Source organism: Rhizobium phaseoli, assembly GCF_001664385.1.
Lineage (GTDB): Bacteria > Pseudomonadota > Alphaproteobacteria > Rhizobiales > Rhizobiaceae > Rhizobium > Rhizobium phaseoli.
Map to the genome: position 1 here is coordinate 2,690,353 of NZ_CP013532.1, position 24,509 is coordinate 2,714,861.

Sequence of the window (24,509 nt, forward strand, 5' to 3'; positions counted from 1 at the left end):
GATCTGCTAACTTTTCGTCAAGTATCTGAATCTTCGGCATTTCCTGTCGTGATAACCGGCATGCCACAATAATGGCGCTTGCATTTTGACCGAAATGATGGCACCAATTCACCTACTCGGGCATTTGCATGCCGGTGACTGGACTGATGTGGCAATCCCTTCCGTTACGGAAGGAGACGCGGGAATACCCGCCTGCGTAGACGTTCTTTCCCCGTACGTGACTTCTCCGACTGACCCTTCGTCCCATCGATTCGGGGCGAAAGCTAAAGCCGTCCGCTTCCCCTCGGGGGCGCGGATACTAGACAGACTAAGGGAAAAGGACGATCCCAATGGCCACCAAAGGCACCGTAAAATTCTTCAACCAGGACAAGGGTTTTGGTTTCATCACGCCGGACGGCGGCGCAAAGGACGTTTTCGTCCACATCTCCGCTCTGCAGGCTTCTGGCATCCAGTCGCTGCGCGAAGGCCAGCAGGTGACCTTCGACACCGAGCCGGACCGCATGGGCAAGGGCCCGAAGGCTGTCAACATCTCGGCTTCGTAAGTCGAATTTTTCCGCTTTCTGCGGCATGAACGGCGCTCCGCAAGGGGCGCCGTTTTCGTTTGCGCTTGCGAATGAACGGGCTCTGATCCACGGTAAAATGGTTGCGATGCGGCCAGCCAGACACCCCGGCGCTGTCCCTATTCAAGGAGACAGCCATGAGTGCTGTGATTTCTTCATGCGGCCAATTCCGCTACAGGCTTGAAAGAGAATGCTGCGAGACGACGCCACCGTACGCAAATGGCGCGGCTTCACTATCCGGAACGGCGGACATCGTTTCATCGTCGGGAATGTATTCAGCTATCGCGCAACTGACGTGTGCGAACTCGGCACCGCCGATGTTTGCACGGGAGAAGACCATTTCGAACACCTCGACCAGATCATTGCTGAAGCTGATGTGTTGGTTCCGTGCTGGGGTAACTCGGGTAAGGTGCCGAAGAAACTTCGCCCCGTTATCGTGACGATGCTACACAACCTCCGCACAAGCGGTAAGCCGGTTTTTCATTTTGGACTCACCGATAGCGGCGACCCTAAGCATCCGCTAATGCTCGGCTACGACACGCCGCTTGCGCAGTGGTGCTAATCACCTGAATACTTTTCTGTTTTCTAGACTCTTCTTCCCTCATTTGCTATACGAGCGGTCAAAATCCCGACAAACCGCTCATGTAGCAAAATTTGTGGCAACGACGCCGACAAAGGGCGTCGGGACAATCATCCTCTAATATAAAACGGCGCTTAAGTGACTGAGTTTAAGAATGTTTTCGCAGTAGCGCCGATGATCGACTGGACGGATCGGCATTGCCGCTATTTCCACCGCCAGATCAGCCGCCAGGCGCTGCTCTATACCGAGATGGTGGTGGCTGACGCCATCATCCACGGCCCGCGCGAACGGCTGCTCGGCCATGATGCTGCGGAACATCCGCTGGCGCTGCAGCTCGGCGGGTCGGATCCGGTGAAGCTTGCCGAGGCGGTGAGGATCGCCGAGCCTTATGGCTATGACGAAATCAACCTCAATGTCGGTTGCCCTTCCGACCGCGTGCAATCGGGCACCTTCGGCGCCTGCCTGATGCTGACGCCGGAGACGGTGGCCGGATGCATCGCGGCGATGAAGGCGGTTTCGACCGCGCCGGTGACGGTGAAATGCCGCATCGGCGTCGACGAGCAGGAGCCGGAAGAGGCCCTGCCCGCGCTTATCACGCGCGTTCTCGACGCCGGCGCCGACGCTATCTGGATCCATGCGCGCAAGGCCTGGCTGAAAGGGCTGAGCCCGAAGGAGAACCGCGAGATTCCGCCGCTCGACTACGAGATCGTCTACCGGATGAAACAGCGCTGGCCCGACGTCTTCATCGGCATCAACGGCGGCATCCGCACGCTCGACGAGGCCGCCGACCACCTCGCCCATGTCGACGGCGTCATGCTCGGCCGGGCGGCCTACCAGAATGCGGCGGTGCTGGCCGACGTCGACCACCGCTTCTTCGGCGCGCCGGCGGCAGAACCCGACTGGCCGGCGCTATGTGAGCGGATGATGGCCTATGCCGAGCGCCATATCGCCGGCGGCGGCCGGCTGCAGCACGTGGCCCGCCACATGGTCGGCCTCTTCACCGGCCTGCCCGGCGCCCGGCGCTACCGCCAGATCCTCTCCACCGACGCGGCAAAAAGCGGCGCCGGACCAGAGGTGCTGGCGGCGGCCTTCGCAGCGGTGGATTTTTCCGGGGCGGAGCAGGAGGCGGTCAGCGCCTGACGCAGCATATACCTTCGTCGCCACGTCCGCATGTGCTTACCGTGCCTTACGAACTCTGCCACGGCTTATGAGCGCGCCATCGGCAGCAAGGTCTTTCTCTCGATCCGGCCGGCCACCGAGAACACCAGGATTTCCGTTTCTCGGCCGATCCTGCTGCCATCCATCAGCCTGACAATATCGTCGACGCCGCCGACCGGGCTGGCGTCGATGGCGAGGATATAATCGCCCTCCTGCAGCCCACCCTTTGCCGCCGGCCCTTCCGGCTCGACACGCCGGATGCGGACGGAGGTCGTCAGCACCGTGCCCGCTGCGAGCGCAACCCGGCGCGGCAGCACGATCGTGTCGCCCGAAATACCGATGAAGGCGCGCCGGACCTGGCCGTAGCGGAGGATTTCCGAAACGACGAAATTGGCCGTATTCGATGCCACGGCAAAGGCGATGCTCTGCGCACCCTGAATCACCGCGGTGTTGACGCCGATGACCTCGCCGCCAGACGACACCAGCGGCCCGCCGGAGTTGCCGGGGTTGAGCGCCGCGTCGGTCTGGATGACATCCTCCATCAGCCGGCCGCTTGCTGCCCGCATCGAGCGGCCGAGCGCCGAGACGATGCCGGCAGTGACGGTCCATTCGAAGCCCAGCGGGTTTCCGATCGCGATCGCGATATGCCCCCGGCGCAGGCGCTGGGAGTCGCCGAGCCTCGCCCAGGCACCGGTGCTCGCATTGGCCCGAACAAGAGCGATATCGGTATCGATATCGCGGCCGAGCACACGCCCCTCGGTGATGAATCCGTCCGGCGTCGTGATGCGCACGAGCTTGGCGTCGTCGACGACATGGCTGTTGGTGATAACAAGGCCATCGGGAGAGATGGCAAAACCCGACCCGTGCCCCTGCCGGCCTCCCACCCGCTCGATCCGGCTGACCGCCGGCCCGACCGTGTCGACTGCGGCTGCGATCGATTGCGAATAGGCGTCGATCAGCGCCCCGTCATCCCCGGGCGCAATGTCCTTGTCCATGAAACCCATGATCTGATCCTCTGGCGGCAGCAACGGCCGTCCCGCCGCCGGCAAAGCAATCGCGATTGCGATCGTTTGGCCATGGCGCTGTTGTGAGGATTAGATGGTTGGGCATTGATCCGCGTTCAAGTGAGCGCCGGCAGAGCCCGCATCCTGGTGCAACAGGACGAAACCGAACCTAGCCGGACGGATAAATCGACCTACCTCGACAGATATCTTGAACGAACGGAAATAAAATGGCTCATTGCTTACCGTCGGCATCTCGGCCGCGTTGCGCAACCGAGACGCGGGGGATCAAAGGAACGTTCGCACCGCGAAGCAGTCGGACAAGGCGCGCCATGTCCTGTCGCCACGCCGGGAAGGATGGGCACCACGCACGAAGAAGCGCCTATCAAACATATGTCATATCAATGAAATAGAATGATACGTTCAATAAGCATATCAGCATATCGTGAGTTGATTTGATCCCCGCAGGCGCGGTTGTCTGGCCCCTGGCGTAACGGCGGCGCTCGTGGCTTGGCGATCCCGCCCGGCAACCTCTGTTTAGTCCAATCCAACCAATCAAGGAGTCATGACATGAGCACAGTCACAACCAAGGACGGCGTCGAGATTTTCTACAAGGATTGGGGGCCGAAGACCGCCCAGCCGATCATGTTCCACCATGGCTGGCCGCTGAGCGCCGACGACTGGGACGCTCAGATGCTGTTCTTCCTCGACAAGGGCTACCGCGTCGTCGCCCATGATCGTCGCGGCCACGGCCGCTCCACCCAGGTCGGCGATGGCCACGACATGGATCATTACGCCGCCGATGCGTCAGCCGTCGTCGAGCATCTCGATCTCCGGAACACCGTCCATGTCGGCCATTCCACCGGCGGCGGCGAAGCGACCCATTATGTCGCCCGCCATGGCCAGCCGCAGGGCCGCGTTGCCAAGCTCGTCATCATCGGCGCCGTGCCGCCGCTGATGGTCAAGACGGATGCCAATCCCGGCGGTCTGCCGATCGAAGTTTTCGATGGCCTGCGCCAGCAGCTCGCCGCCAATCGCTCCCAGTTCTATCACGATCTGCCGGCCGGCCCGTTCTACGGCTTTAACCGGCCGGGCGCGAAGGTGTCGGAACCGGTCATCACCAATTGGTGGCGCCAGGGCATGATGGGCGGCGCCAAGGCGCATTACGACGGCATCAAGGTGTTCTCGGAGACCGACTTCACCGAGGACCTGAAGATCATCACCGTGCCGACCCTCGTCATGCATGGCGATGACGACCAGATCGTGCCGATCGCCGATTCCGCCCTGCTCTCTTCCAAGCTGCTGCAGAACGCCACGCTCAAGGTTTACGAGACACTCCCGCACGGCTTGTGCACCACCCATGCCGATATCGTAAACCCCGACATCCTCGCCTTCATCAAGGGCTGATGCCAGGCCGGCGGGCGCTAAAGCGTATCGCGATCTTTCAGATTCGCTTGTCACGCTTTAGATCTTTGTTTTTACGCATGTCTTTATCGCAAAACCGCAGCACACTTTTGCGAGACATGCTCTAACGAGGCGCCGGCCGGCCACGCCGTTTTCCGGCAAAACGGGCTTTCATATGAAACCGTTTTCGCCGATTTGCGTTTAGCGGCCATGAAAAGAGAACGCGAACCCTCATCAAAGGCTTATCGGCAGGATCGTTTTGAAAACACCGAGCGAGCCGCCAAGGAAACCATCGAGGCGGAGCAGCGGGCTCGCCGGGAAAAGACCAAGCGGCTGAAAGAATTGCGCTTGTCGCAGCAGGGCGGCAAGGACCCGCCACCGAGGTAAACCTAGCCCAATGCCATCAACCTGCGCATCTCCATGCCCTCGCCTGCGTTTTCGCACGCCCTGTTTCCAACGCCGCGCATTGAAGCGCAAAGGGTGCTGCAGCATCTTGAAGCGGCGCTCTGGTTTTTCATTTCGGACGTTCGCCCATCTTGCAGAGCGAGCTCTGCGAAATTATCTTTTTCGCAATAGCGATTCACGGCATCGAAAAAGGGCTGATTGCGATGTCAGACAAGCTGTTCAGCACGCGTGACGAACCGCTCGCCTCGGAGGACCTTGCTGTCTGCAGGCGTGTCCACGAAGCGCTTTGCAGCGGGCTCAATATCGACAGGTCAGGCGAGGAAGCCGATCGTCTTGGCGCCCTCATCATCGAGCTCTATCGCCAGGGTGTGCATGACGAGACCCAGCTTCGCCTGCTTGCCGGCGGGAAACGAGGCTGACCGGGCAGGACTTGCGATGCCCGGCTTCCCCTTCTTGTCCACGCCTCTGACCTTCCTCGCCACGACCGAGAAAGATCGACCTTTTCCGATGACGCCTGCTTAGCGGGCGATCAGAGGCCGGTGGTTTCCGTGCTCGTCGGCGCCGAGGTTTCAGTGGGATCGATGGCTGGCGTGGATTCGGTCGTTCCCGATACTTCTTCCGAGCTGCCCGTGCCGGCTTCCGGCGTCTCCGCAGTCACGGCAGGATCAGTCGTGTCGCTACCCTCGGCCGTATCGGTTGCGTCCGCAGGGGTTTCCGCCGCCGGAGCCTGCGCCGCCATGGTCTCCCGCATCTGGTCAATGGTGCCGACCGCCGTGCCGACGCCAAGCGTATCCTTTGCCCAGCTCAGGGCCTCAGGACTGACCGTGCCGGTCTTGGTGGCGGAAGCGAGCGCGGCCGCCAGCGCGGCGTCGCCGAGAGCGGGATCGTCGGCCGGCGGTGCAGCGCCGTTGGCCAGTTCGTACTGCGCATAGGCGGTGGCGAATGCCGAGATCGCCGCCATGCGTGGATCCGCCGTATTCATCAGGGCATGGAAGTTGCGTTTGAGCGAATTGAGACCGGCGAGCTCGGCCGCAGGCTTCTTCGCGATCTTTGCCGCGGGGGCCGAGGCGATGGTCGTCTTCTTGGCCGAGCCCTTCGTGCTGACGGTCTGCTTGGCCGACTTCGCCTGGCCGGCGCCCTTGGCGCTACGGCCGTTTTCGGTCTTGCCGCTGGAGTGGGTCCCGCTCTTGCCAGTGCCGCCGCTGTTGCTGCCGCCGCCGCCATGGCTTCCGCCGCTGTTGCCGCTGCCGCTTCCGCCGCCGTGGCTGCCACCGCCACCGCCGTGGCCGCCGCCTCCACCGCCTCCGCCGTTACCGCCGCCGTTGCCGCCCTTGGCGAACGCCGGCGGGAGACCGGTGGAAACTATGGTGAGGGGTGAAAGCGCCACTGTCGTCGAGAGACAGAGAACGCCGAGAAACCTGGAGAGCCGCATGATAATCCTTCCGCACTGGAGTGCCGTCGCATCAGGATTGAACCAGCAAGCTCATAAAGATCTAATTGAGCAACTGCTTCCAATTTGAACTTCCTGCCGAATATTTCGGCGAGAAAGGCCTTCATCATTCCTAGAATGAAACTAAGTCCCTGCCCTTGCGTTATCCTCTCGATACATCCGTTTACCCAAGGTGAGTGAAATGAACAAATTCGCCATCATTGCTCTGTCGATAGCGACGGCCCTCTCCGGAATGCCGGCATCGGCAGGCCCCGTCTTTGTGCCGAGCTCGGCGCAACAGGCGACCGCGCAGCCAGTCCCCGGAGATGGCGAGGCCAGGATTATCACGGTCGGCTGCAATAACTTCACGAACTGCCCTGGCCAGTTCGGCAACAACGACGACTGGTACCGCAAGCGCCACCACTACCGCGACCGCAGCTACTATCGCAACCGCGATTACTATCGTGACGACCGCTACGGCTGGGATCGCCGCTATCACCGTCGGTATCACCATCATGACAATACCGGGGCCATTATCGGCGGCTTGGCGGCCGGCGCGCTGATCGGCGGCATCATCGCCTCGCAACCCCGCGCCTATGGTTCGAGTGGCTATAGCTCGCATGCCGAATATTGCTACGCCCGCTATCGGTCGTACCGCGCCTATGACAACACCTACCAGCCGAACTACGGCCCACGCCGCCAGTGCCGGTAACCCAGTCCGCCGGCACCGGAGCAGCCCCGCAGAGACATGCGGGGCTTTTTTACGCATCGAAGGCCGCACTTCCCAGCGCCCCTCAGCCGTGCTTGTCTTCCGTATCGAGCCTTTCGTCCGGCCGCATTGCGCAGGTGAGCGATGACCCCAGGAGATCCAGCAAAACCCGCCGGCCGCGTGACCCTGCTGGCGCCGGATCGCGAAAACCTGTCCGGCTTCGAGGCAGCGCTCGCCGCCGGCTGGTCACCCGATCCGCGCCGGGCCGGCGACGAGGCCTATATCGGCGGCGAGCTTCAGCGGCTGCGCCGGGATAGGTCACGCTTTTTGGCGGATCTCTTGGGCGGCGGTGAACCCGGATCGGCAGCGCCGCTCACCACCCATCTCTTCTGGATCTGGGACGGCGAATTCTGCGGCAGCATCAGCCTGCGCTTTCAGCCTGGCACGGAAGAGCTGCCGCCGGAGGTCTCCGGCCATGTCGGCTATTCCGTCGTGCCGTGGAAACAGCGCAATGGCCATGCGACAGCCGCTCTCGGGCTGCTGCTCGCATTCGCGGCGAAACAGGGTCTCGCCCGCCTGGTGATCCTCTGCAATGAGGAGAACGATGTCTCCCGGCGCGTGATCGAGCGCAATGGCGGGCAATTCTTCTTGCGCGGCCCGCACCCCTCGGACCGGCAGGACCAGTTGAAATTATATTTCTGGCTGCATCCCGTGCCCGTCTGACAATCAATTAGCAGAGACGGACGGAGCAAAGCCTGTCGGCCTTACTCCGCCCGCTCCGTCAGCCCAGGAGCGAAGGTTGCGTTCACTCCCTCGGGGTCAGGGCTGAGCGCTCGGTTGGTAGACGGCGGCCGGCTTCGGCTTCTTCTCCGTCCATTGCGGCGGCGCGCCATATTTGGCGGCGACGGCGCCGACCGGCCCGGGCTCGCGGCCGAAGGCATCGCAAGCGACGTATTTCGGTTTGCCGCCGAGCCAGGATTTCATCCGCTGGCGCGAGGGAAGCGAAAGGTCCAACCCCTTCGGCTCCTTGCCTGCGATCAGCATGCGCGAGAATTCGCTGCTGAATTTGGAAGCCAGGCCGTAGGCGTCGCCAACCTCGGAAACGCGCGGATTGTTCTGCAGCGAGTTCGCCCCGCGCGCCCAGACCATCGCTGCTCGCTGCGCGCCTGATTTGTCGACCGCCTCGGCTTCCACCGCCAGTCCGCCGAGCCCGACCGGCAGGCGCGGCACGCCGATCGGCAGCGCAAAGCCCGTGCCAACGGTGACGACCGTCGAAACGCCCGCCATCGTCTTGTTGGTCGGCACGATGTCGGTGACCATCGAGCGGATCGTCAGGTCAGCGCTCTCGCCTGCCGCCACCATCTGGTATCTGTCGCTCAAGGAAATACAGAGCGCCCGGTCGAGCGCGTTCGAGACCATCGCCCGGTCATCAGGCGATTTGATCCGGCTTGCCGCAGCGAAGCCGAAGCGCGTCGGCTCGATGGCGACCGTCTTGATCGGGGCAAGACTGAGGCCGTCGACATAGGCGCGCGATTTCGAAAGCTTGCCCTTCGGCGCACCGAGGTTGGAATAGGTGGAGAGCGTCCCGCTCTCCTTGAGCGGCACCGAACTGCACCCGGCCGCAGCCGCGGCGAACGCCAGCGGCAATGCGAGGGACACCGCTTTCGAAGCCTTTGAAAAAGACGAAATAAATGGATTGCTGCGCACTCTCTCTGGCCTCCGTCGCCGATAATGTGCGGGGAAAGTGGCGGTGAAGAATTGCCGCAGCATTACATTGTTTCCGGCAGCATCGGCTGCCGCAAACAACCGGCGTCATCCGAGCTGGATCGCCACCTCGGTGCCGGCCGCAGCGCTTTCGATGCGGACCTCGCCGCCATGGTTCAAGACGATCTGTTTGACGAGGCTGAGGCCGAGCCCCGCCCCCGTGCTCTTCGGCGTGACGCGGTAGAAGGGTTCGAACACTAGCTCGCGGTGCTCGGCCGGAATGCCCGGCCCCTCGTCGGCCACGCCGATCCGCCCGCCGCCGGAGGCCGACACGGAGACCGTGATCATGCCGTTCCCGCCGCCATGGTCGATGGAATTGCGCACGAGGTTGCTTACCGCCCGCGGCAGCGCCGAGGGGCTACCCTTGCGCTTCAGGCTCTCGACCTCGCTTTGAAATGAGATCTGGTAGCCTGCGCCGATCGCCAGCGGCGCGAGATCGGCAACGACGGAGCGGGCGATCTCGACGAGATCGACCATCTCATGGAGATCGGTCGCCTGGTCGTTGCGCTCAAAATCGAGCAGCTGTTCGGCCGTCTGCGCCAGCCGCGCGACGTCATCGAGCAATCGCCGGCGGTCCTGCCCTTCCGGCGTTCCGTCGATCCGGGTCTGCATGATCGCGATCGGCGTCCTCAGCTCGTGCGCCGCATCGATCAGGAAGTGTTGCCGCTTGCGGTACTCGCTCTCCAGCCGGTCGAGCGCCTCGTTGAAGGCGATTACCAGCGGCGCGACCTCCCTCGGAATGCCGTCAAGTGGCAGGCGCGCATCGTAGCGGCGGGCGTCGATTTCCGAGGCCTTGCGGGCAACCTCGCTGACGCTGGCAAGACCCCGCCCGACAATCCTGGGGACGGCGAGAAAAACCGCCGGCAAGGCAATGACAAACAGCGGCACGTAGATTGGGTAAACCGCGCCCATAAGGGTCAGGACGGGCCAGCCCTTGTCGGCGACACCGCCGAACAGAACCCTGAGCTCGCCAATGCCGGTCTCCACGCTTTCAACCGAGGCAATTTCGTTCGTGCCGACCGATCCCCGGATATCGGCCCCCTCGAACAAATAGGTCAGACGCGCAAGCTCGGCGTAGGCTGGAGGAATGGTCCCGTAGGAGACGAAAGAACCGTTCGTCGTCGCGGCGACATACCAGAGCCCATCATATTGCTGCTTGAGCGCATCGAGCTCCGGCGTATCCCGTATCTCAAGCCGTCCTTGGGCATCGAGCGCAACGGCAGGAGCCAGCGCCGCGGTAACATGATCCTCCAGCGCGACATTCGGAGAAAGGATCGTCGCGCCATAGAAGCAGAGCCCGATGGTGACGGCCGTCACCACGCCGACGAAGACCAGGCTGAGCTGCCAGCTGAGCCGCCACCAGAGCGACGGATTGGTGTTTTCTGCCCCGCGCATCATTCTTCCTTCAGGAGATAGCCGACGCCGCGGATATTGTGGATCGAAACCTCAGCACCGGCATCGGCAAGCCGCTTGCGCAGCCGCGATATATGAGCATCGAGCGCGTTCGACTGGATTTCTTCTTCATAATTGTAAACGGCTGCCTCGAGCGTCGAGCGCAGCACCGTCTTCTCCTTGCGCCTGGCGAGCGCGGCCAGCACCAGAAGCTCGCGCCGCGGGAGATCGAGCGGCGTATCGCCGACGGTGACGCTCAAATGCAGGGGATCAATCACCATCCGCCCGGCGGTGATCTTCAGCTCGGAAAGGCTAGGCGGCCGCCGTAGCACGGCCCTGAGCCGCGCCATCAACTCCTCGACCAGGAACGGCTTGCCGAGATAGTCGTCGGCGCCGAGATCGAGCCCTTCCACCCGCTCCTTAGGCGCGTTCAGCGCCGTCAGCACGATGATCGGCGTATCCTTGCCGGTCCGCCTCAGCTCTGGAATGAAGCGCAGCCCCTCGCCGTCGGGCAGGCGCCGGTCGAGCAGGATCGCGTCGTAGGGATTCTGCCGCGTCAGCTCCACGGCATCACCTAGATGCGCCGTGTGATCGGTCACGATCCCATGCTTGCCGAGCGCCGCAGTCAGCGCTGCGGCCAACTCCTTCTCATCCTCAATCAGCAGAATCCGCATCGCACACCCAACCGTTGCACCCCTGTTTCGGCCGCAAGGGTTGCAGCAACATTGCGGAACTTGAAAGGCAGCCGGTCATGCTGCTGCAATTGTTGCTCCCGAGGATCCGGCGGCACAATTCAGGACCTCGACATGATCCACCTCAAATCCATCCTCCGCCTCCTCGAAACCTACCTCCTCTCCGCCTTCATCCTCGCCAGCCTGCTGGCTGGGCCGCTGATCATTTTGTTTGTGAGGTAGCAACCCAAGGAAACGACAGCCGAAGATTGATCGTAATTGGCTTTTCCGGCCAGCGAAGATGGAGCAAAGGCGTGCCGTGCGGCCCCCTCATCCGACCCTTCAAGCCACCTTCTCCCCGCTTGGGAGAAGGGGAGATTGCCGCTTCGCCAGCGCCCCATCAGATAGAGTGCCCCTGAACAGGCGCGTCGTTTGGCACCATGCGCAGGCCTTGCTCCCTCTTCTCCCCAGCGGGGAGAAGGTGGCCCGAAGGGTCGGAGAGGGGGCTGCACGGCACACCTTCCACCATCGCCCTTCGCCTAAATCACGCCACCCCAGCCGCCATCTTCTCCCGCACCTCCAGAAACGCCGCCGTCAGCCGCGCCAGCACCGGCGAGGTGACCGTTCCATTCGCCCCGCCGACCGGGTCGACGATGTGGATCTGCCGGAGATCCTCCATGAACTCATCCCAGAGCGGCTGCCCGCCTTCCTCCAGCAGCTCGGCGCGGATGCTCAGATCCTCGCTCACCGGCAGGTGCCTGCGCCCCCATGCGCCGATCATGGCGAAGAGCGGGACGAGCTGGATCGCCGGCTCCGTCAGGCTGTAGATCGCTTTCTGGCTGTGGCTCGGATCGTCCCGCCGGCTGATAAAACCGAGCGAGTGCAGCCGCTTTAGCCGCGCGGCAAGGATGTTGGAGGCGATCCCCTCTTCGGAATGGGTGAGGAGATCGCGAAAATGGCGGCGGTTGCCGAACATGATGTCCCGTATGATGATCAGGCTCCACCGGTCGCCGAGCACTTCCATCGTCAGGTTGATCGGGCAGCCCGACCGCAATTCGATATCCACGATACATCTCCAGAAAAAACCAGTTGCATCGTAGGACCACTTATGCGAAAAGACAACTAGTTTCAATTTGCAATCAGATGGAGGAAAGCATGTCCAAAGTGCGTGTCGCAGGTTTTTCCGTTTCCTTGGACGGTTTCGGCGCCGGCCCCGAGCAGAGCCTCAATGATCCCCTGGGAAAGCGGGGGCCGGAAATGTTCCAATGGTTCTTCCACACCCGCACCTTCCGCGCCATGACGGGCAAGGATGACGGCTCCGAAGGCATCGACCAGGATTACGCCGCCCGCGCCATGGCCGGTTTCGGCGCCTTCATCCTCGGCCGCAATATGTTCGGCCCGATCCGCGGCGAGTGGCCGGATGACGCCTGGAAAGGCTGGTGGGGTCCGAACCCGCCTTACCACGCGCCGACCTACATCCTGACCCATTATCCGCGTGAGCCGATCGTCATGGAAGGCGGCACGACCTTCCACTTCATAACAGGGGGCATCGAGGAAGCGCTCGACAAGGCGAAGGCCGCCGCCGGCGACAAGGACGTCAAGATCGGCGGCGGCGTCGCCACCGTGCGCCAGTATCTGCAGGCGGGCCTCGTCGACGAACTACATTTCGCCGTCGCCCCCGTCGTGCTCGGCATGGGCGAAGCGATGTTTGCGGGCATCGATCTCCCCGCGCTCGGCTTCCGTGTCACCGAGCATGTCGCCAGCGAACACGCCACCCATATCGTGCTGGCAAAATAGCGCCGGCATCAGGCAAGGCGGCCCTGAGGGCCGCCTGCTCCTGCGTCATGGGCGTCACATCTTGCCCATGCTTTTCATGGCGTTCTCCATGTGCATCTTGCAGTCGTCCATCTTCTTGGCCTTCATGGAATCCTTCGCCATCTTCATCTCCTTGGATGCCATTTCCTTCTTTTCCTTCATGGCCGGATCGGTCATGGCGTCCATGTCGGACTGCATCTTCATCATCGATGCGTCGTCGCATTTCATCATCGTATCCTGTGCGAAAGCAGGCATGGCTGATGCCAATGCGAAAACGATGACGGCAACTGTGCATTTCAACATTGTCTTCTCCTCCTTGTGGGCATCATTGCCCGTTGCAAGATCGTGAAATGCACATCGCCCATGAGCGTGCAGCGGTTTGGGATGAAGACATGCACGAAACGACGACTGGAAGCGCCCGCCGCGAACGGGTCACACCGCGCGGCCTGCATCCCCCGCCAGAGTCTACGCAGGCCGAACCTGATTGGTTACATCAGCGGCGGACTTTTTGATCGGGGCGACGCAGCGCCTTAGCCCGGCATCACCCGGTACACGCATGCCGTCCCCTCGACGCCGCGAAGCGGGGCCTCGAAGGCGGCCAGCCTGTGGCCGGAAAGCAACTGGGCGACACCAGGTGCCGAAAACAGCGCTTCGGAAATACAGATCTCGCCGGCGTCGGCCAGCGACTGCACCCGGGCGGCGACATTGACCGTCTGTCCGAAATAATCGAGGTTGTCGTTCAAGGTCACGGCGATGGACGGGCCGCAATGGGCGCCGATTTTCAGGATGATGCTGGGATCGCCATGTTCGCTGTTGAAGCGCTCGATTTCTCCAAGCATGTGCAGCGCCGCTGAGACGGCGTCGGCCGGGCGGGAGAAGGCAGCCATCGCGGCATCGCCGATCGTCTTGACGATTGCGCCCGAATGCGCCTGCACTGTGGCTTCGAGCAAGGCGAAATGCTCGCGCACCAGCGCATAGGCATTGAGATCGCCGAGCCGTTCGTACATCGCGGTCGAGCCCTTGAGATCGGTGAACAGAAGCGTCACCTGGCGGATGCCGAGCCCCTCCCTCTCATCGACGCGCTCGGAGCGGAACAGGCGCCGGAAGGTCTGGCGTGCCAGCAGCATTCCGCCCGACATGTAGGGATCGAAGTCGAGGACCGGCTTGGCGGTTTGCGCCAGGATCTCGGGCGGCCAATTGATCAGCAGCAGCGAGCCGCGCATGGCCGCCGAGTTCTCGATTTCGACGATGACAGGGCCGGGCTGCACCGCGGGCAGCGAAGCGCAGAACCGCTGCCCGTCATACCGGACACGCAGGCGCGTCGGCGCCGTCACGGGGTCGCCCGCCACCGGCAGCGCGAAGCTCGCCTGGGTCTGCACATTGATGCCTGCGAGCGCCCCGGGGCCGAGCTCGGCCCTCACTGTCGTGACCGACCCCGGCGCCAGGTAGGTGAGGCCGCGCACCATCCCCTTGAGCACGTCAAGGAAGCGGGCATGCTGGCCGGGCAGCCGCGCATCGCTCAGAAACCGCGCCTTCCAGTGAAAGTCCTCGACCGAAAGCGAACCGGGATCATGAAACGACAGCCGCCGCAGTTGCGGCGACACCGTGAAGGTCACCTCGATGAAATCGTCGAGATCGGTTTCACCGGAGACGTCGCAGAGCCCGCAGACATAATGGGTCTTGAGCGTCCGCAATGCGCCAAAACTGTCGAGCACCATGCCGGACTGGGGACACACGACATCCCAGCTCATCTCGAACAGGCCGCTGCGCGTCGCATGCAGAAAGAGATCGATGCTTTCCGCCTCGGAGATCGCATGGTCGCGCGCGAAAGCCAGCGGGTTGATGCGATAGAGCGAGAAATCCTCGCCGCTGCGGATCAGGCTTTCGAATTTGGAGATGACGCGCGGGCTCCAGGACCGGGCAAGCTCCATCTCGGTCATCTTATTGTCGAGGAGTCGTTCCTGAACATCGCTCATCTCACAGCTGCGCCTCGATTGGCCAGGCCATGGGATCCACGGCGGCTCCAGCAATTATAGCAAAAAACAGGCCGTGCGTCCGCCTTCCGCCGCCTTGGATCCGGCAACGGCAAAGCCTTCCCGGCGGCCTCCGCACCGCACCAAAATAGCTGTAGCTTTGCTTCGGAATAAGCGTAGAGTCGCTGCGTCGGCCCACTGGTTCATCGGCGAGACCGCTTGAGAGACCATATATGCTCTCGCCGCTTCACGGGGGGAACGACCGTGCTCTTATGCCAAATCCCGCTCGACGATCGCGAGATAACTATCGTCACCGACGCCGTCCGGCAATGGTGCGAGGAACGGAAGCTCGACATCGACAGCATCGAAGGCCGCCGTGCCATCACGATTGCCGTCGATCTCATCCAGACCAATCCCCGCCACGACCAGATCCTTGCCGAACTGTCGAAACAGATGGCCCACCAGTAGCGGCGGCCATCGACGCGAGACACTGCGCTGCGTGAAACGGTAGGTGAACCTGCGCGTTCCCTTCTATCGCAAGACCTTCGGGGCGGCAGTGCAGCAGCTGATAAGCGATCAGCAGGCCTTTTCTCGGGCTCTTCCTTCGCCTGCCGTCTCTGCCTCACCCGAGCCTTTCCAGATAGGCGCAGAACATATCGGCCATCGCGTCCGCATAGGCCTCGATCTCCGCCGAGCTGCGTGGAACCTCCGAAAACTGCTTTCCCACGGTGCCGAGCGTCGTACCAATCAGATCACCGGCCAGCGCCCGGGTCGCCTCCAGCGCCGATGGCAGCGCCTCGCGCATGAATAGCTCGATGATGCGGTCTCCCGACGCCCTCGCCGCCTGCGCCTCCGGCGCATCACGGTAGAGCGGTGCGGCGTCGTGGAGCGCCACCCGCATTGCCGCCTCCTCGCATTCTGAGCGCAGGAAGGCGTGAACGAGGCTCCGCAGCCGATCGAGCGGCGGCTTCTGCCCATTCTCCAGGATCGTCGCGAGCAGGCCGGTCGTCTCGCGCCACTCATCGCCCTGCAGCCGGAAGAGGATTGCCGCCTTGTTGGGGAAGTATTGGTAAAGCGATCCGATGCTGACACCGGCCCTTTCCGCTACCCGCGCCGTGGTGAAGCGATGCGCGCCCTCCCGTGCCAAAACCTGAGCAGCGGCATCGAGGATAGCCGCCACCAGCTCCGTCGAGCGGGCCTGCTTCGGCTGCTTTCGCGAGGAAATCCGGGCACTTGTCCGGTCGGTCATGGCGGCGTCCTGCAATGCGATTAGCAAATGCGACGAATTATTCGTATTTTTTCACCCGAGGCAACACCCTCCCAAATCCAAGGAGATTCACCCATGACCACACTGACGACTGCACCGCTGGCACCCCTGCTCGATGGCCTGTTTGCGGAAGCCGCCGCGGCAACGAGCCCGGCAATGTCAGGGCTTACAGGCGAGGAGCGCAGGCGCCTTATTGAGAGCAAGACGGAATATCTCGATCTCTACGGCCGCCTGAAGGACCTCTGGCTTCCCGTCTCGCGCGAAGCCGGCGCCCTGCTCTATATGCTGGCCCGCAGCAGCCGCGCCCGCACCATCGTCGAGTTCGGCACCTCCTTCGGCATCTCGACCCTCCATCTCGCCGCAGCCCTGCGTGACAATGGCGGCGGCCGGCTAATCACCAGCGAGTTCGAGCCGTCGAAGCTCAAGCGGGCGCGCGAAAACCTGACGGCCGGCGGCCTGATCGATCTCGTCGACATAAGGGAGGGCGACGCCCTGCAAACGCTGAGCGTCGACCTGCCCGAAACGATCGACCTGCTCTTCCTTGACGGCGCCAAAGCGCTCTATCGCGATATCCTGGAACTGGTGGAAGACCGCCTGAGACCGGGCGCCCTCATCGTCGCCGACAACGCCGATGTCAGCCCGGGCTATCTCGCCCGCGTCCGCACCCCCGCCGCCGGTTACCTCTCGACGCCATTCGCCGACGATATCGAGCTGTCGATGCGGATTTGATATCGGGAGCCTGAGTGGGCGCTCCACAGCGAAGTCTGCCTTTCGCTTGCGCTCAGGCACTCGCTCCTACCGTCGCTCGCCCCCTCATCGGCTTGGCTTGCCTCTCTTCTCCCCTCGGGGAGAAGATGCCGGCAGGCAGATGGGCCACACGGCACATCCTTCACTGCCTTGGCGTTGCTACACAAAGCGAACGGCAAATATCGAGCAACCCACTGCCCTCACACTCACCACCCATCTTGCACATCCCCATTCCCTCACCTAAGGCAATGCAACCTCCCTTCCGCAAGGCCGCCCGGTGCTCCGCTTCATCCTCCACGCCCTCGCCGCTCTCATCCTGACGCTGCTCACCCAGATCGGCGGCGTCGCCTATCTCATCGCTCTCGCCGCCGCGCGCATATGCGGCCTCAGGCGATTTCCCGCCAAGTTCGTGCTCTTCCTTTTCTGCTACGCCGCCGCGACCGTCGCCACACAGTTTGCGGCACCGGCATTCGGCCGCGTTCCACTCTCCTGCCTGTCAAGCGCCGAAGACAGGCTCATGGTCCGCTCGGCGATCTACTGCGCGCTGAACCGTAACTACGTCACGCCCAAGCTTCGCGATCTCGCAGAGGCGCTCGCCGCCCATATGGACGCGCAATTCCCCGGCACCGTCACTGTCGCGCTGGATGCCAACTTCCCCTTCGTCAACGGTTTCCCGCTGCTGCCGCATCTCTCGCATACCGACGGCAAGAAGCTTGATTTCGCTTACTATTACAAGGATGCTGGCGGCGCCTTCCTGAACGGCGCCACCCGCTCACCGATTGGTTATTTCGCTTTCGAGGAACCTGGCCCGGGTGATGAACTGCCCTGTGCGGGTCGCCACGACTGGCTCACCACCCGCTGGAATTTCGACGCGCTGCAGCCGTTGTTCCCGGCCTACCGGATCGAGGAGCAGCGCACCGCGGCGGCGGTAGCCTGGCTGACGACGGAAGGAGTCGCGCGCTTCGGTCTGCAGAAGATCTTCATCGAACCGCATCTGAAGAACGCGCTCGGCATCACCGATGCCCATGTCCGCTTTCAGGGCTGCCGGGCTGCTCGCCACGACGACCATCTTCATATCCAGGTCGAGTGAACGCAGTCGAACGTCAGCTCGCATCGGGCGCCGCAACCATCCGTGGCAGCGCCCCTTTCCAGCTGCCGCCCGATTGACTATTTTCGCTGTCCATATCCCTAAACGAGAGGTTTGCTTGTGAGTGTCGGCCTGATTGCCCTGCTTGATGATGTTGCCGCGCTGGCAAAGGCGGCTGCTGCTTCCCTGGACGATGTCGTCGCTCAGGCGGGCAGAGCCGGCGCCAAAGCCGCCGGCGTCGTGATCGACGACGCTGCCGTCACGCCGCGTTATGTGACCGGCCTGTCGGCAGCGCGCGAACTGCCGATCATCGGGAAAATCGCCGTCGGCTCCCTCAAGAACAAACTTCTGTTCCTGCTGCCGGCAGCACTCGCCCTCAGCCTTCTCCTGCCGCAGGCTGTGACGCCGCTGCTCATGCTCGGCGGGCTCTACCTCTGTTACGAAGGCGCCGAAAAGATCTACGAGCTCGTCGTGCCGCATGCTGCCCATGCCCACGAGGCGGAGCTTGAGACGATCAGTGATGCCAAAACCTTCGAGGACGAAAAGGTCGCGAGCGCCGTCAGGACCGATTTCATTCTGTCGGCCGAGATCATGGCGATCACGCTGGGCTCGCTGTCCGAGTCGGGGCTGGCGGTGCAGGCGCTGGTTCTCGCCCTGGTCGGAACACTGATCACGGCTGCCGTTTACGGCGTCGTCGCGCTGATCGTGAAGGCGGATGATTTCGGCCTCTGGCTTGCCCAGCGCTCCTCCCCGTCTCAAGCCGGCGCATTCCTGCGCATGCTCGGGCGCGGCCTCGTGCAGGGCATGCCTTACCTTCTCAAGGTACTCGGTTTGATCGGGACGGCGGCGATGATCTGGGTCGGCGGTGGCATCATCGTGCACGGCGCCGAAACCTTCGGCTTCGGCTGGCTGAGCCACCTCCTCCACGATGCCGGTGAAGGCGCCGCCCATGCATTGCCGGCTGTCGGCGGTGTGCTTTCCTGGCTGGTCCAGGCGGCCGGCTCAGGCCTCGTCGGCATTTTGATCGGGCTCGCAGCGATCCCGGCTGTCGGCTACGTCGTTGCACCCGCATGGCAGTGGTGCGCAACACGCCTGCGCCGGATCAGGACCGCATGAGAGGTGGCAGCGGCGCTACGCCATCCTGACCACGGCAGAGATACGGGCACTGCGGGCCGACTAATGCATTGGCAAGGCCCCCGCCCGTCAACCAGCATCTCTTTCGTCATAAGCACGCTGCGCCGCGAGGATCGCGTCCATGTTCTTCTCCGCCCAATGGGTGAGCGCCGAAATGGTCTCCGTCAGGGTGCGCCCGAGCGGCGTCAGCGCATATTCGACGGTCACCGGCACGGTCGGGAAGATGGCGCGTGTGATCAAGCCGTCGCGCTCCTGCTTTCTCAACGTTTGCGACAGAACCTTCTGCGAGATGCCCTTGATTTCCCGGCGGATGTGGTTGAAGCGCAAGGGCCCGCCCCGCAGCCGGTCGAGGATCAAAAGCGCCCATTTGTCCGCCAGCCGGTCGAGTACCAGCCTCGTCGGACAACGATCCTCGTAAACATTATAAGCCTGCTCTGGCATCGTCATCCGCTCCCGCCTTGCCGCTCTGGTTTCCTCGGAGAAACCAAGTGAGAAAAAAGTGCTCTCTTTTCCAATCCCATTTTCCCTGTATCTATCCCACGGAGAGATAGTTTCCAATAGAAACCATGGAGAATGACATGAGCAGCAAGATTCTGGTTATCGGCGCGACGGGCACCGTCGGCCGTCATGTAGTGGATGGGCTCCTGGCAAAGGGCGAGGCCGTCAAGGCCGCCTCCCGCGCCGGCAAACCCGTGGCAAGCGCCGAGGGGGTCGTCTTCGACTATGCCAAGCCGGAGACCTTCGGGCCGGCCTTCGACGGCGTCGATCGCGCCTATGTGCTGCTTGCCTCCGGCTATGCCGACTCCAAAGGCATGCTGCTGCCGGTCATCGAGGCGGCCGCGGCCCGCAAGGTCAAGGTCGTGCTCCAGAGTGCGTTCGGAGTAGATGCCGATGATGCCATTCCCTATCGCCAGGTCGAGATCGCCCTGGAAAAATCCGGCACGCCCTATGTCATCCTGCGTCCGAACTGGTTTTCCGACAACTTCCACACTTTCTGGAAACCCGGTATCGACCACGGCCAGATTGCCCTTCCCGCCGCCGAAGGCAAGTCGAGCTTCATCGATGCCCGCGACGTCGCGGCAAGCGGCGTGGCGGCGCTTACCTCCTCCTCCTTCGACGGCAAGGCCTTTAACCTGACGGGGCCGGAAGCGCTCTCTTATACGCAAGCCGCCGCCATCCTCTCCGAAGCGATCGGCAAGCCTGTCTCCTATAACGCTGTCTCCGACGAAGCCTTAATCGACATGCTGACCGGCGCCGGCGTATCGGCCGATTACGCAAGCTTCCTCGCCTCGATCTTCTATCCCGTGCGCGAGGGCTGGACCGCCGTCGTCAACGGCGAAGTCGAGACGTTGACCGGCAAGGCCCCGCGTTCACTGCAGACTTATGCGGCCGATTATGCAGCCGCACTGAAGGCGTAATCAGAACGATGCATGCAGACGGCGGTTCTCCGCCGTCTGCCCGCGGCACCAAGGATAACCGATCGGCCGCGCACCTGCTTGCGCGGCCTTGCTGCCGATCTCGAGCAGCAGCGGCGCTCCTCGATCACGCATCAGCCGACCTGGAAACAGCTTTCTTGACGTGGCCGGATCGGCAAACGCTCCAGATCCAATGTCCCAGGCGGTACAGGGCGCGGCATGCGTAGAGGATAACTAGGACTGCGAAGACTGCTATCGCCAGCAGAAAAGTGATGTCGCAATCTGCCTCCAAGAGAATGTCAAGCGGCGTCTCAAAATAACGAAAGAATCCCCCATTGCTTGCCTTCTGCTCTTGGCTGTCCATGGCTGCTCCATAGCCTCTTCCTTGACACGTGGTGATGCGGCGACGATCTTGCAACCGGCCACCGCCCTCGTCCTTCGAGGCTGCTGCTTTCAGCCTCCGCCCTCAGGATGAGGGCTGATCGGCGTGCCTCTGTATCGACACGCCCTTCTCTCCCACCCGCATCCAGAGGTCCCCACCTAGCAATGCCAAACACGCCTTTTCTCCAGCCGTCTCAGGCGCCCGCTTCTCTCCAGCCTCATCCTGAGCCGCCCCGAAGGGGCCTCGAAGGACGGGGCTGGCCACCCACATGGTTGGAGATGGTTGGAGGCCCATATGGTTGGAGGAATGAGCGACACCTATCGCAGCGGCAGCTCGTAGCTCCGCTTCAGCGTTTCCATCGGCACGTCGGTCTTGACGCTGAGCACGCTTGGAATGCGCGTCAGATGGTCTGCCTGGAAGCGCCAGTAGCTGTGCAGGTCGGCGGTGACGATGCGCAGCACGGCGTCGCATTCGCCTGTCGTCAGGTAGCATTCCATGACTTCAGGAAACCGCCGCACAGCTTCGGCGAAGCGCAGCGTCACCTCGGCATCCTGCGTCTTAAACCAGACGCGGGCGAACACCGTCAGCCCCGCCCCGACCTTTGTGGGGTCGAGCACCGCGACATAACGATCGATGATGCCTGACTCTTCCAGCAGCCGCACGCGGCGCAGGCAGGGTGAAGGCGACAGCCCCACCTCCCTTGCCAACTCGACATTCGAAATGCGCCCGTCGCGCTGGAGCACGCGCAGGATATGCCGATCGATCGCATCCAAGGTGGCTGACATTTTATAGCTCCATAATATTTATTAGTGGCATGTAATGCCAATCCTTCGCAATTTCGGGGGTGTTTCGCAAGCTCATTGCGCGATGTTTGGCCTATCGTTCCACGCATCGATGTGGAGACGAGCTGATGGCAAGAAAGATAGGAAAAATCGTGCTCGCTTATTCCGGCGGGCTGGATACCTCGATCATCCTGAAATGGCTGCAGGAGACCTATGGGTGCGAGGTGGTCACCTTCACTGCCGATCTCGGCCAGGGCGAGGAGCTCGAGCCGGCGCGGGCGAAGGCTGCGATCCTTGGCATCAAGGACGTTCGGATCGTCGATCTCAGGGAGGAGTTCGTCCGCGACTTCGTCTTTCCGATGCTGAGAGCGAACGCGCTCTATGAGGGCCAGTATCTCCTCGGCAGTTCCATCGCCCGGCCGTTGATCGCCAAACATCTCGTCGCCGTCGCCCGGGAAGTCGGCGCCGATGCTGTCGCCCACGGCTCGACCGGCAAAGGCAATGACCAGGTCCGCTTCGAGCTTGCCGTCAATGCACTCGACCCCTCACTCGAGGTCATCGCTCCCTGGCCCCAATGGGATATCCGCTCCCGGGCCCAGTTGCTCGAATATGCCGCGAGGCATCAGATCCCCGTGCCGAAGGACAAGCGCGGCGACGCCCCCTTCTCGATCGACGCCAACCTGCTGCACACCTCGACCGAGGGTAAGGTCCTTGAAGACCCGGCGGAGATCGCGCCCGGTTACATCTATCAGCGCACCGTCGATCCCGTCGACGCTCCGGATCGGCCCGAGATTGTCGCGATCGGCTTCGAAAGCGGCGACCCGGTTTCCGTGGACGGCAGGCCGATGACGCCGGCCGCCTTGCTCACCGAACTCAACGAGCGCGGTGGGCGACACGGCGTCGGGCGGCTCGATCTGGTGGAAAATCGCTTCATCGGCATGAAGTCGAGAGGCGTTTATGAGACGCCGGGAGGCACAATCCTGCTTGCAGCCCATCGCGGCATCGAATCGATCACCCTCGATCGCGCCGCCGCGCATCTGAAGGATGAGCTCATGCCCCGCTACGCCGAGTTGATCTATAACGGTTTCTGGTTTTCCCCTGAACGGGAAATGCTGCAAGCCCTCATTGACCGCAGCCAGGCCTTCGTCAGCGGCGAAGTCACGCTCAGGCTCTACAAGGGAAACGCCTCGGTCATATCGCGGACCTCGCCGTCGTCGCTCTATTCCGCCGATCTCGTGACTTTCGAGGAAGGACGGCGCGCCTATAACCACCACGACGCCGAAGGCTCATCAGGCTGAACGGATTGCGCCTTAAAAGCTGGGCCGCCCGCAACGAAAGATAACGCGCCTGACCTGGCAGCGGCCAACCTGATTGACCGCTGCCATCCCCCGATTAACCCGATCGGTCATCCCGCAGCATTTCAAACGATTTTAAAAAATCCCATCGAGAAAGTAATCGATTTTAATTTTATCAATAAAATTTTCTTGTTGCGGCGCAAAAGAAACTCGGCATTAACTCTTGGCAGATGCTCAGTTTGTCGTTTGGAGGACTCGCATGACTGTGACATTTCCGCTGACCGAGAAGCGCGATGCAGAAGCGTTGCTCAACCATTTGACGCTGTACAAGCTCACCTATCCCGGAAACTGCGTCGTATCGCTCAAGGCGCACGTCGCCCAGGTTTCATCCTCGCACACAACGGCCCTGGGCACGGCTCGTACTGCCTGGTAGAACTGAGATTCAGACGTTCTTCGCCGCTTACGCTCCCACCCTCATGTTGCCGGCGGTCAGGTGAGGGTGACAGAATTTCGGCGCACCCGTCGGATGGAGGCCAGCAGACATCATTGGCTGCCGGCCACAGAAAAGCGATCATTGCGGTATCTACGAACTTCTTACTCCCCGCGGTGCCAGCGGAAACCGGATTCCAACTCAGCGGCGGCAAATCGAATGCGTGACCCAAATGGCCTATCTGAAACTTGGCATGCTCGCTCTGGCTCCAATGCTGGCCGCCTTGTTGCCCCTGCACCACGCGCAGGCCGAACAATGCGAAAAGGTCGCCTTCAATGAATCGAAATACGTCGTCTGCACATTGGACGTGGAGAAAGCAGACCTGCGTCTATTCTGGAAGGGCGCCGACGGCGAGCCATACCGCGCTTTTTCGAGCCTTGCCGAAGCCGTTCGCGCCGAAGGGCGAAAACTGACTTTCGCCGTCAATGCCGGCATGTACCGGGCCGACTTTTCGCCGATGGGACTGTATGTCGAGAACGGCAGGGAACTGAAACCCGCCAATATGGCGGCTGCCGAACGCGCCGCCGGTCAGGTGCCGAATTTCTACAAGAAGCCGAACGGCGTGTTCTTTCTGGGCGAAGCCGGCGCCGGCATCCTTGCGACCGACGCATTCCTCAAACTTGCTCCCAAGGCGCGCTTCGCCACCCAGTCCGGCCCGATGCTCGTCATCGCCAACAAGCTCAACCCAATCTTCATCATCGGTTCGACCGACCGGACCCGCCGAAGCGGTGTCGGTGTCTGCGAGAACGGGACCGTTCGCTTCGCGATCAGCGAAGACGGTGTCAATTTCCACGATTTCGCGCGGCTCTTCCGCGATCGCCTGCAATGTCCCGATGCCTTGTTTCTCGATGGCGGACGCGGCGTCGGACTTTACAACCCGGCGATGGGGCGCAACGACTGGTCCTGGCACGGCGGCTATGGCCCGATCTTCGGGCTGGTGGAATAGCGCACGGGAAAGTCCTGCCAGCTGACCTTTGCGCTAGAACAGGATGTCGTCCGAAAACCGCTCACAGTTTTCGGCATCATGCTCCAGGCCGGATGTCGAGAAC

General features: G+C 62.3%; 27 protein-coding genes and 1 pseudogene. 16 read left to right on the forward strand and 12 right to left on the reverse strand.

Features of this window, described 5'->3' with window-relative positions:
* Positions 1-329: 329 nt before the first annotated feature.
* The 3 genes from AMC88_RS13065 to dusA all read left to right on the forward strand — a co-directional run bounded on the left by AMC88_RS13065 (position 330) and on the right by dusA (position 2,280).
* Positions 330-542 carry a cold-shock protein gene (locus AMC88_RS13065; protein WP_003540801.1) on the forward strand — a complete coding sequence of 71 codons (213 nt, stop codon included), beginning with the start codon at positions 330-332 and terminating at the stop codon, positions 540-542.
* 208 nt (positions 543-750) lie between these two features.
* On the forward strand, positions 751-1,122 hold the full coding sequence (locus AMC88_RS13070; protein ID WP_225884177.1) for a DUF1643 domain-containing protein: 372 nt from the start codon (positions 751-753) through the stop codon (positions 1,120-1,122).
* 192 nt (positions 1,123-1,314) lie between these two features.
* Positions 1,315-2,280, forward strand: a complete 966-nt coding sequence (gene dusA / locus AMC88_RS13075) for a tRNA dihydrouridine(20/20a) synthase DusA (protein WP_185171493.1) — start codon at positions 1,315-1,317, stop codon at positions 2,278-2,280.
* 65 nt (positions 2,281-2,345) lie between these two features.
* Here the strand turns inward: dusA and AMC88_RS13080 are convergent, their stop codons facing one another.
* Positions 2,346-3,302, reverse strand: a complete 957-nt coding sequence (locus AMC88_RS13080; RefSeq protein WP_064825376.1) for a S1C family serine protease — start codon at positions 3,300-3,302, stop codon at positions 2,346-2,348.
* 567 nt (positions 3,303-3,869) lie between these two features.
* On the opposite strand from AMC88_RS13080, the gene AMC88_RS13085 reads away from it, so the two are divergent.
* Positions 3,870-4,706 carry an alpha/beta fold hydrolase gene (locus AMC88_RS13085; protein ID WP_064825377.1) on the forward strand — a complete coding sequence of 279 codons (837 nt, stop codon included), beginning with the start codon at positions 3,870-3,872 and terminating at the stop codon, positions 4,704-4,706.
* 605 nt (positions 4,707-5,311) lie between these two features.
* Entirely contained in the window at positions 5,312-5,527 is a 216-nt protein-coding gene (locus tag AMC88_RS13090) for a hypothetical protein (protein ID WP_012484231.1), read from the forward strand.
* Between the two features lie 110 nt (positions 5,528-5,637).
* Here the strand turns inward: AMC88_RS13090 and AMC88_RS33885 are convergent, their stop codons facing one another.
* Positions 5,638-6,540: a hypothetical protein gene (locus AMC88_RS33885; RefSeq protein WP_064825378.1), complete on the reverse strand. Its 903-nt coding sequence runs from the start codon at positions 6,538-6,540 to the stop codon at positions 5,638-5,640.
* A gap of 199 nt (positions 6,541-6,739) precedes the next feature.
* Between AMC88_RS33885 and AMC88_RS13100 the strand changes: the two genes are divergently transcribed.
* Both AMC88_RS13100 and AMC88_RS13105 read left to right on the forward strand, forming a co-directional pair.
* A complete protein-coding gene (locus tag AMC88_RS13100; RefSeq protein WP_064825379.1) occupies positions 6,740-7,249 on the forward strand; it encodes a BA14K family protein in 510 nt (169 codons plus the stop codon).
* 141 nt (positions 7,250-7,390) lie between these two features.
* On the forward strand, positions 7,391-7,969 hold the full coding sequence (locus tag AMC88_RS13105; protein ID WP_016733385.1) for a GNAT family N-acetyltransferase: 579 nt from the start codon (positions 7,391-7,393) through the stop codon (positions 7,967-7,969).
* Between the two features lie 96 nt (positions 7,970-8,065).
* Here the strand turns inward: AMC88_RS13105 and AMC88_RS13110 are convergent, their stop codons facing one another.
* From AMC88_RS13110 to AMC88_RS13130, 4 genes are all read right to left on the reverse strand, one after another.
* Positions 8,066-9,016: a DUF3313 domain-containing protein gene (locus tag AMC88_RS13110; protein WP_016733386.1), complete on the reverse strand. Its 951-nt coding sequence runs from the start codon at positions 9,014-9,016 to the stop codon at positions 8,066-8,068.
* A 42-nt stretch (positions 9,017-9,058) separates the two neighbouring features.
* A complete protein-coding gene (locus tag AMC88_RS13115; protein ID WP_404817295.1) occupies positions 9,059-10,405 on the reverse strand; it encodes a sensor histidine kinase in 1,347 nt (448 codons plus the stop codon).
* Positions 10,405-11,076 carry a response regulator transcription factor gene (locus tag AMC88_RS13120; RefSeq protein WP_016733387.1) on the reverse strand — a complete coding sequence of 224 codons (672 nt, stop codon included), beginning with the start codon at positions 11,074-11,076 and terminating at the stop codon, positions 10,405-10,407. Before AMC88_RS13120 ends, AMC88_RS13115 begins: the two co-directional genes overlap by 1 nt.
* A 541-nt stretch (positions 11,077-11,617) precedes the next feature.
* Positions 11,618-12,139, reverse strand: coding sequence for a winged helix-turn-helix transcriptional regulator (locus AMC88_RS13130; protein WP_012484239.1), 522 nt, complete (start codon positions 12,137-12,139; stop codon positions 11,618-11,620).
* 89 nt (positions 12,140-12,228) lie between these two features.
* On the opposite strand from AMC88_RS13130, the gene AMC88_RS13135 reads away from it, so the two are divergent.
* Positions 12,229-12,870 carry a dihydrofolate reductase family protein gene (locus AMC88_RS13135; RefSeq protein WP_064822267.1) on the forward strand — a complete coding sequence of 214 codons (642 nt, stop codon included), beginning with the start codon at positions 12,229-12,231 and terminating at the stop codon, positions 12,868-12,870.
* 54 nt (positions 12,871-12,924) lie between these two features.
* Here AMC88_RS13135 and AMC88_RS13140 read toward each other — a convergent pair whose 3' ends face one another.
* A complete protein-coding gene (locus tag AMC88_RS13140) occupies positions 12,925-13,191 on the reverse strand; it encodes a hypothetical protein (protein ID WP_064825380.1) in 267 nt (88 codons plus the stop codon).
* Between the two features lie 227 nt (positions 13,192-13,418).
* Complete coding sequence (locus tag AMC88_RS13145; protein WP_064825381.1) at positions 13,419-14,864, reverse strand: adenylate/guanylate cyclase domain-containing protein; 1,446 nt, start codon at positions 14,862-14,864, stop codon at positions 13,419-13,421.
* A 261-nt stretch (positions 14,865-15,125) separates the two neighbouring features.
* Between AMC88_RS13145 and AMC88_RS13150 the strand changes: the two genes are divergently transcribed.
* Complete coding sequence (locus tag AMC88_RS13150; protein ID WP_010014174.1) at positions 15,126-15,329, forward strand: hypothetical protein; 204 nt, start codon at positions 15,126-15,128, stop codon at positions 15,327-15,329.
* Between the two features lie 154 nt (positions 15,330-15,483).
* On the opposite strand, the gene AMC88_RS13155 is transcribed toward AMC88_RS13150, so the two are convergent.
* A complete protein-coding gene (locus AMC88_RS13155) occupies positions 15,484-16,110 on the reverse strand; it encodes a TetR/AcrR family transcriptional regulator (RefSeq protein WP_064825851.1) in 627 nt (208 codons plus the stop codon).
* Between the two features lie 93 nt (positions 16,111-16,203).
* On the opposite strand from AMC88_RS13155, the gene AMC88_RS13160 reads away from it, so the two are divergent.
* From AMC88_RS13160 to AMC88_RS13170, 3 genes are all read left to right on the forward strand, one after another.
* Entirely contained in the window at positions 16,204-16,857 is a 654-nt protein-coding gene (locus tag AMC88_RS13160; protein WP_064825382.1) for an O-methyltransferase, read from the forward strand.
* A 295-nt stretch (positions 16,858-17,152) separates the two neighbouring features.
* Positions 17,153-17,965, forward strand: a complete 813-nt coding sequence (locus tag AMC88_RS13165; RefSeq protein ID WP_064825383.1) for a hypothetical protein — start codon at positions 17,153-17,155, stop codon at positions 17,963-17,965.
* A 117-nt stretch (positions 17,966-18,082) separates the two neighbouring features.
* A complete protein-coding gene (locus tag AMC88_RS13170) occupies positions 18,083-19,078 on the forward strand; it encodes a DUF808 domain-containing protein (RefSeq protein WP_064825384.1) in 996 nt (331 codons plus the stop codon).
* An 87-nt stretch (positions 19,079-19,165) separates the two neighbouring features.
* On the opposite strand, the gene AMC88_RS13175 is transcribed toward AMC88_RS13170, so the two are convergent.
* Positions 19,166-19,543, reverse strand: coding sequence for a winged helix-turn-helix transcriptional regulator (locus AMC88_RS13175; protein WP_037114584.1), 378 nt, complete (start codon positions 19,541-19,543; stop codon positions 19,166-19,168).
* A 131-nt stretch (positions 19,544-19,674) separates the two neighbouring features.
* On the opposite strand from AMC88_RS13175, the gene AMC88_RS13180 reads away from it, so the two are divergent.
* Positions 19,675-20,514, forward strand: a complete 840-nt coding sequence (locus AMC88_RS13180; RefSeq protein ID WP_064825385.1) for an SDR family oxidoreductase — start codon at positions 19,675-19,677, stop codon at positions 20,512-20,514.
* 124 nt (positions 20,515-20,638) lie between these two features.
* Here the strand turns inward: AMC88_RS13180 and AMC88_RS13185 are convergent, their stop codons facing one another.
* Both AMC88_RS13185 and AMC88_RS13190 read right to left on the reverse strand, forming a co-directional pair.
* Positions 20,639-20,875 carry a hypothetical protein gene (locus tag AMC88_RS13185; RefSeq protein WP_064825386.1) on the reverse strand — a complete coding sequence of 79 codons (237 nt, stop codon included), beginning with the start codon at positions 20,873-20,875 and terminating at the stop codon, positions 20,639-20,641.
* A 335-nt stretch (positions 20,876-21,210) separates the two neighbouring features.
* Positions 21,211-21,678: an Lrp/AsnC family transcriptional regulator gene (locus tag AMC88_RS13190; RefSeq protein ID WP_004672453.1), complete on the reverse strand. Its 468-nt coding sequence runs from the start codon at positions 21,676-21,678 to the stop codon at positions 21,211-21,213.
* A 125-nt stretch (positions 21,679-21,803) separates the two neighbouring features.
* Between AMC88_RS13190 and AMC88_RS13195 the strand changes: the two are divergent.
* From AMC88_RS13195 to AMC88_RS13200, 3 genes and pseudogenes are all read left to right on the forward strand, one after another.
* Positions 21,804-23,017, forward strand: a pseudogene (locus tag AMC88_RS13195) (argininosuccinate synthase).
* Between the two features lie 212 nt (positions 23,018-23,229).
* Positions 23,230-23,403 carry a hypothetical protein gene (locus AMC88_RS33615; protein ID WP_004672451.1) on the forward strand — a complete coding sequence of 58 codons (174 nt, stop codon included), beginning with the start codon at positions 23,230-23,232 and terminating at the stop codon, positions 23,401-23,403.
* A gap of 229 nt (positions 23,404-23,632) precedes the next feature.
* Positions 23,633-24,406, forward strand: a complete 774-nt coding sequence (locus tag AMC88_RS13200) for a phosphodiester glycosidase family protein (protein ID WP_064825387.1) — start codon at positions 23,633-23,635, stop codon at positions 24,404-24,406.
* The last annotated feature ends 103 nt before the right edge of the window (positions 24,407-24,509 follow it).

Coding starts and splice junctions, on each gene's coding strand:
- AMC88_RS13190 (WP_004672453.1), bottom strand. CDS start 21,678: ATGTCAGCCACCTTGGATGCGATCGATCGGCATATCCTGCGCGTGCTC.
- AMC88_RS13115 (WP_404817295.1), bottom strand. CDS start 10,405: ATGCGCGGGGCAGAAAACACCAATCCGTCGCTCTGGTGGCGGCTCAGC.
- AMC88_RS13085 (WP_064825377.1), top strand. CDS start 3,870: ATGAGCACAGTCACAACCAAGGACGGCGTCGAGATTTTCTACAAGGAT.
- AMC88_RS13090 (WP_012484231.1), top strand. CDS start 5,312: ATGTCAGACAAGCTGTTCAGCACGCGTGACGAACCGCTCGCCTCGGAG.
- AMC88_RS13175 (WP_037114584.1), bottom strand. CDS start 19,543: ATGACGATGCCAGAGCAGGCTTATAATGTTTACGAGGATCGTTGTCCG.
- AMC88_RS13065 (WP_003540801.1), top strand. CDS start 330: ATGGCCACCAAAGGCACCGTAAAATTCTTCAACCAGGACAAGGGTTTT.
- AMC88_RS13100 (WP_064825379.1), top strand. CDS start 6,740: ATGAACAAATTCGCCATCATTGCTCTGTCGATAGCGACGGCCCTCTCC.
- AMC88_RS13140 (WP_064825380.1), bottom strand. CDS start 13,191: ATGTTGAAATGCACAGTTGCCGTCATCGTTTTCGCATTGGCATCAGCC.
- AMC88_RS13200 (WP_064825387.1), top strand. CDS start 23,633: ATGGCCTATCTGAAACTTGGCATGCTCGCTCTGGCTCCAATGCTGGCC.
- dusA (WP_185171493.1), top strand. CDS start 1,315: ATGATCGACTGGACGGATCGGCATTGCCGCTATTTCCACCGCCAGATC.
- AMC88_RS13080 (WP_064825376.1), bottom strand. CDS start 3,302: ATGGGTTTCATGGACAAGGACATTGCGCCCGGGGATGACGGGGCGCTG.
- AMC88_RS13160 (WP_064825382.1), top strand. CDS start 16,204: ATGACCACACTGACGACTGCACCGCTGGCACCCCTGCTCGATGGCCTG.
- AMC88_RS33615 (WP_004672451.1), top strand. CDS start 23,230: ATGACTGTGACATTTCCGCTGACCGAGAAGCGCGATGCAGAAGCGTTG.
- AMC88_RS33885 (WP_064825378.1), bottom strand. CDS start 6,540: ATGCGGCTCTCCAGGTTTCTCGGCGTTCTCTGTCTCTCGACGACAGTG.
- AMC88_RS13135 (WP_064822267.1), top strand. CDS start 12,229: ATGTCCAAAGTGCGTGTCGCAGGTTTTTCCGTTTCCTTGGACGGTTTC.
- AMC88_RS13185 (WP_064825386.1), bottom strand. CDS start 20,875: ATGGACAGCCAAGAGCAGAAGGCAAGCAATGGGGGATTCTTTCGTTAT.
- AMC88_RS13105 (WP_016733385.1), top strand. CDS start 7,391: ATGACCCCAGGAGATCCAGCAAAACCCGCCGGCCGCGTGACCCTGCTG.
- AMC88_RS13155 (WP_064825851.1), bottom strand. CDS start 16,110: ATGACCGACCGGACAAGTGCCCGGATTTCCTCGCGAAAGCAGCCGAAG.
- AMC88_RS13145 (WP_064825381.1), bottom strand. CDS start 14,864: ATGAGCGATGTTCAGGAACGACTCCTCGACAATAAGATGACCGAGATG.
- AMC88_RS13070 (WP_225884177.1), top strand. CDS start 751: ATGCTGCGAGACGACGCCACCGTACGCAAATGGCGCGGCTTCACTATC.
- AMC88_RS13110 (WP_016733386.1), bottom strand. CDS start 9,016: ATGCTGCGGCAATTCTTCACCGCCACTTTCCCCGCACATTATCGGCGA.
- AMC88_RS13120 (WP_016733387.1), bottom strand. CDS start 11,076: ATGCGGATTCTGCTGATTGAGGATGAGAAGGAGTTGGCCGCAGCGCTG.
- AMC88_RS13180 (WP_064825385.1), top strand. CDS start 19,675: ATGAGCAGCAAGATTCTGGTTATCGGCGCGACGGGCACCGTCGGCCGT.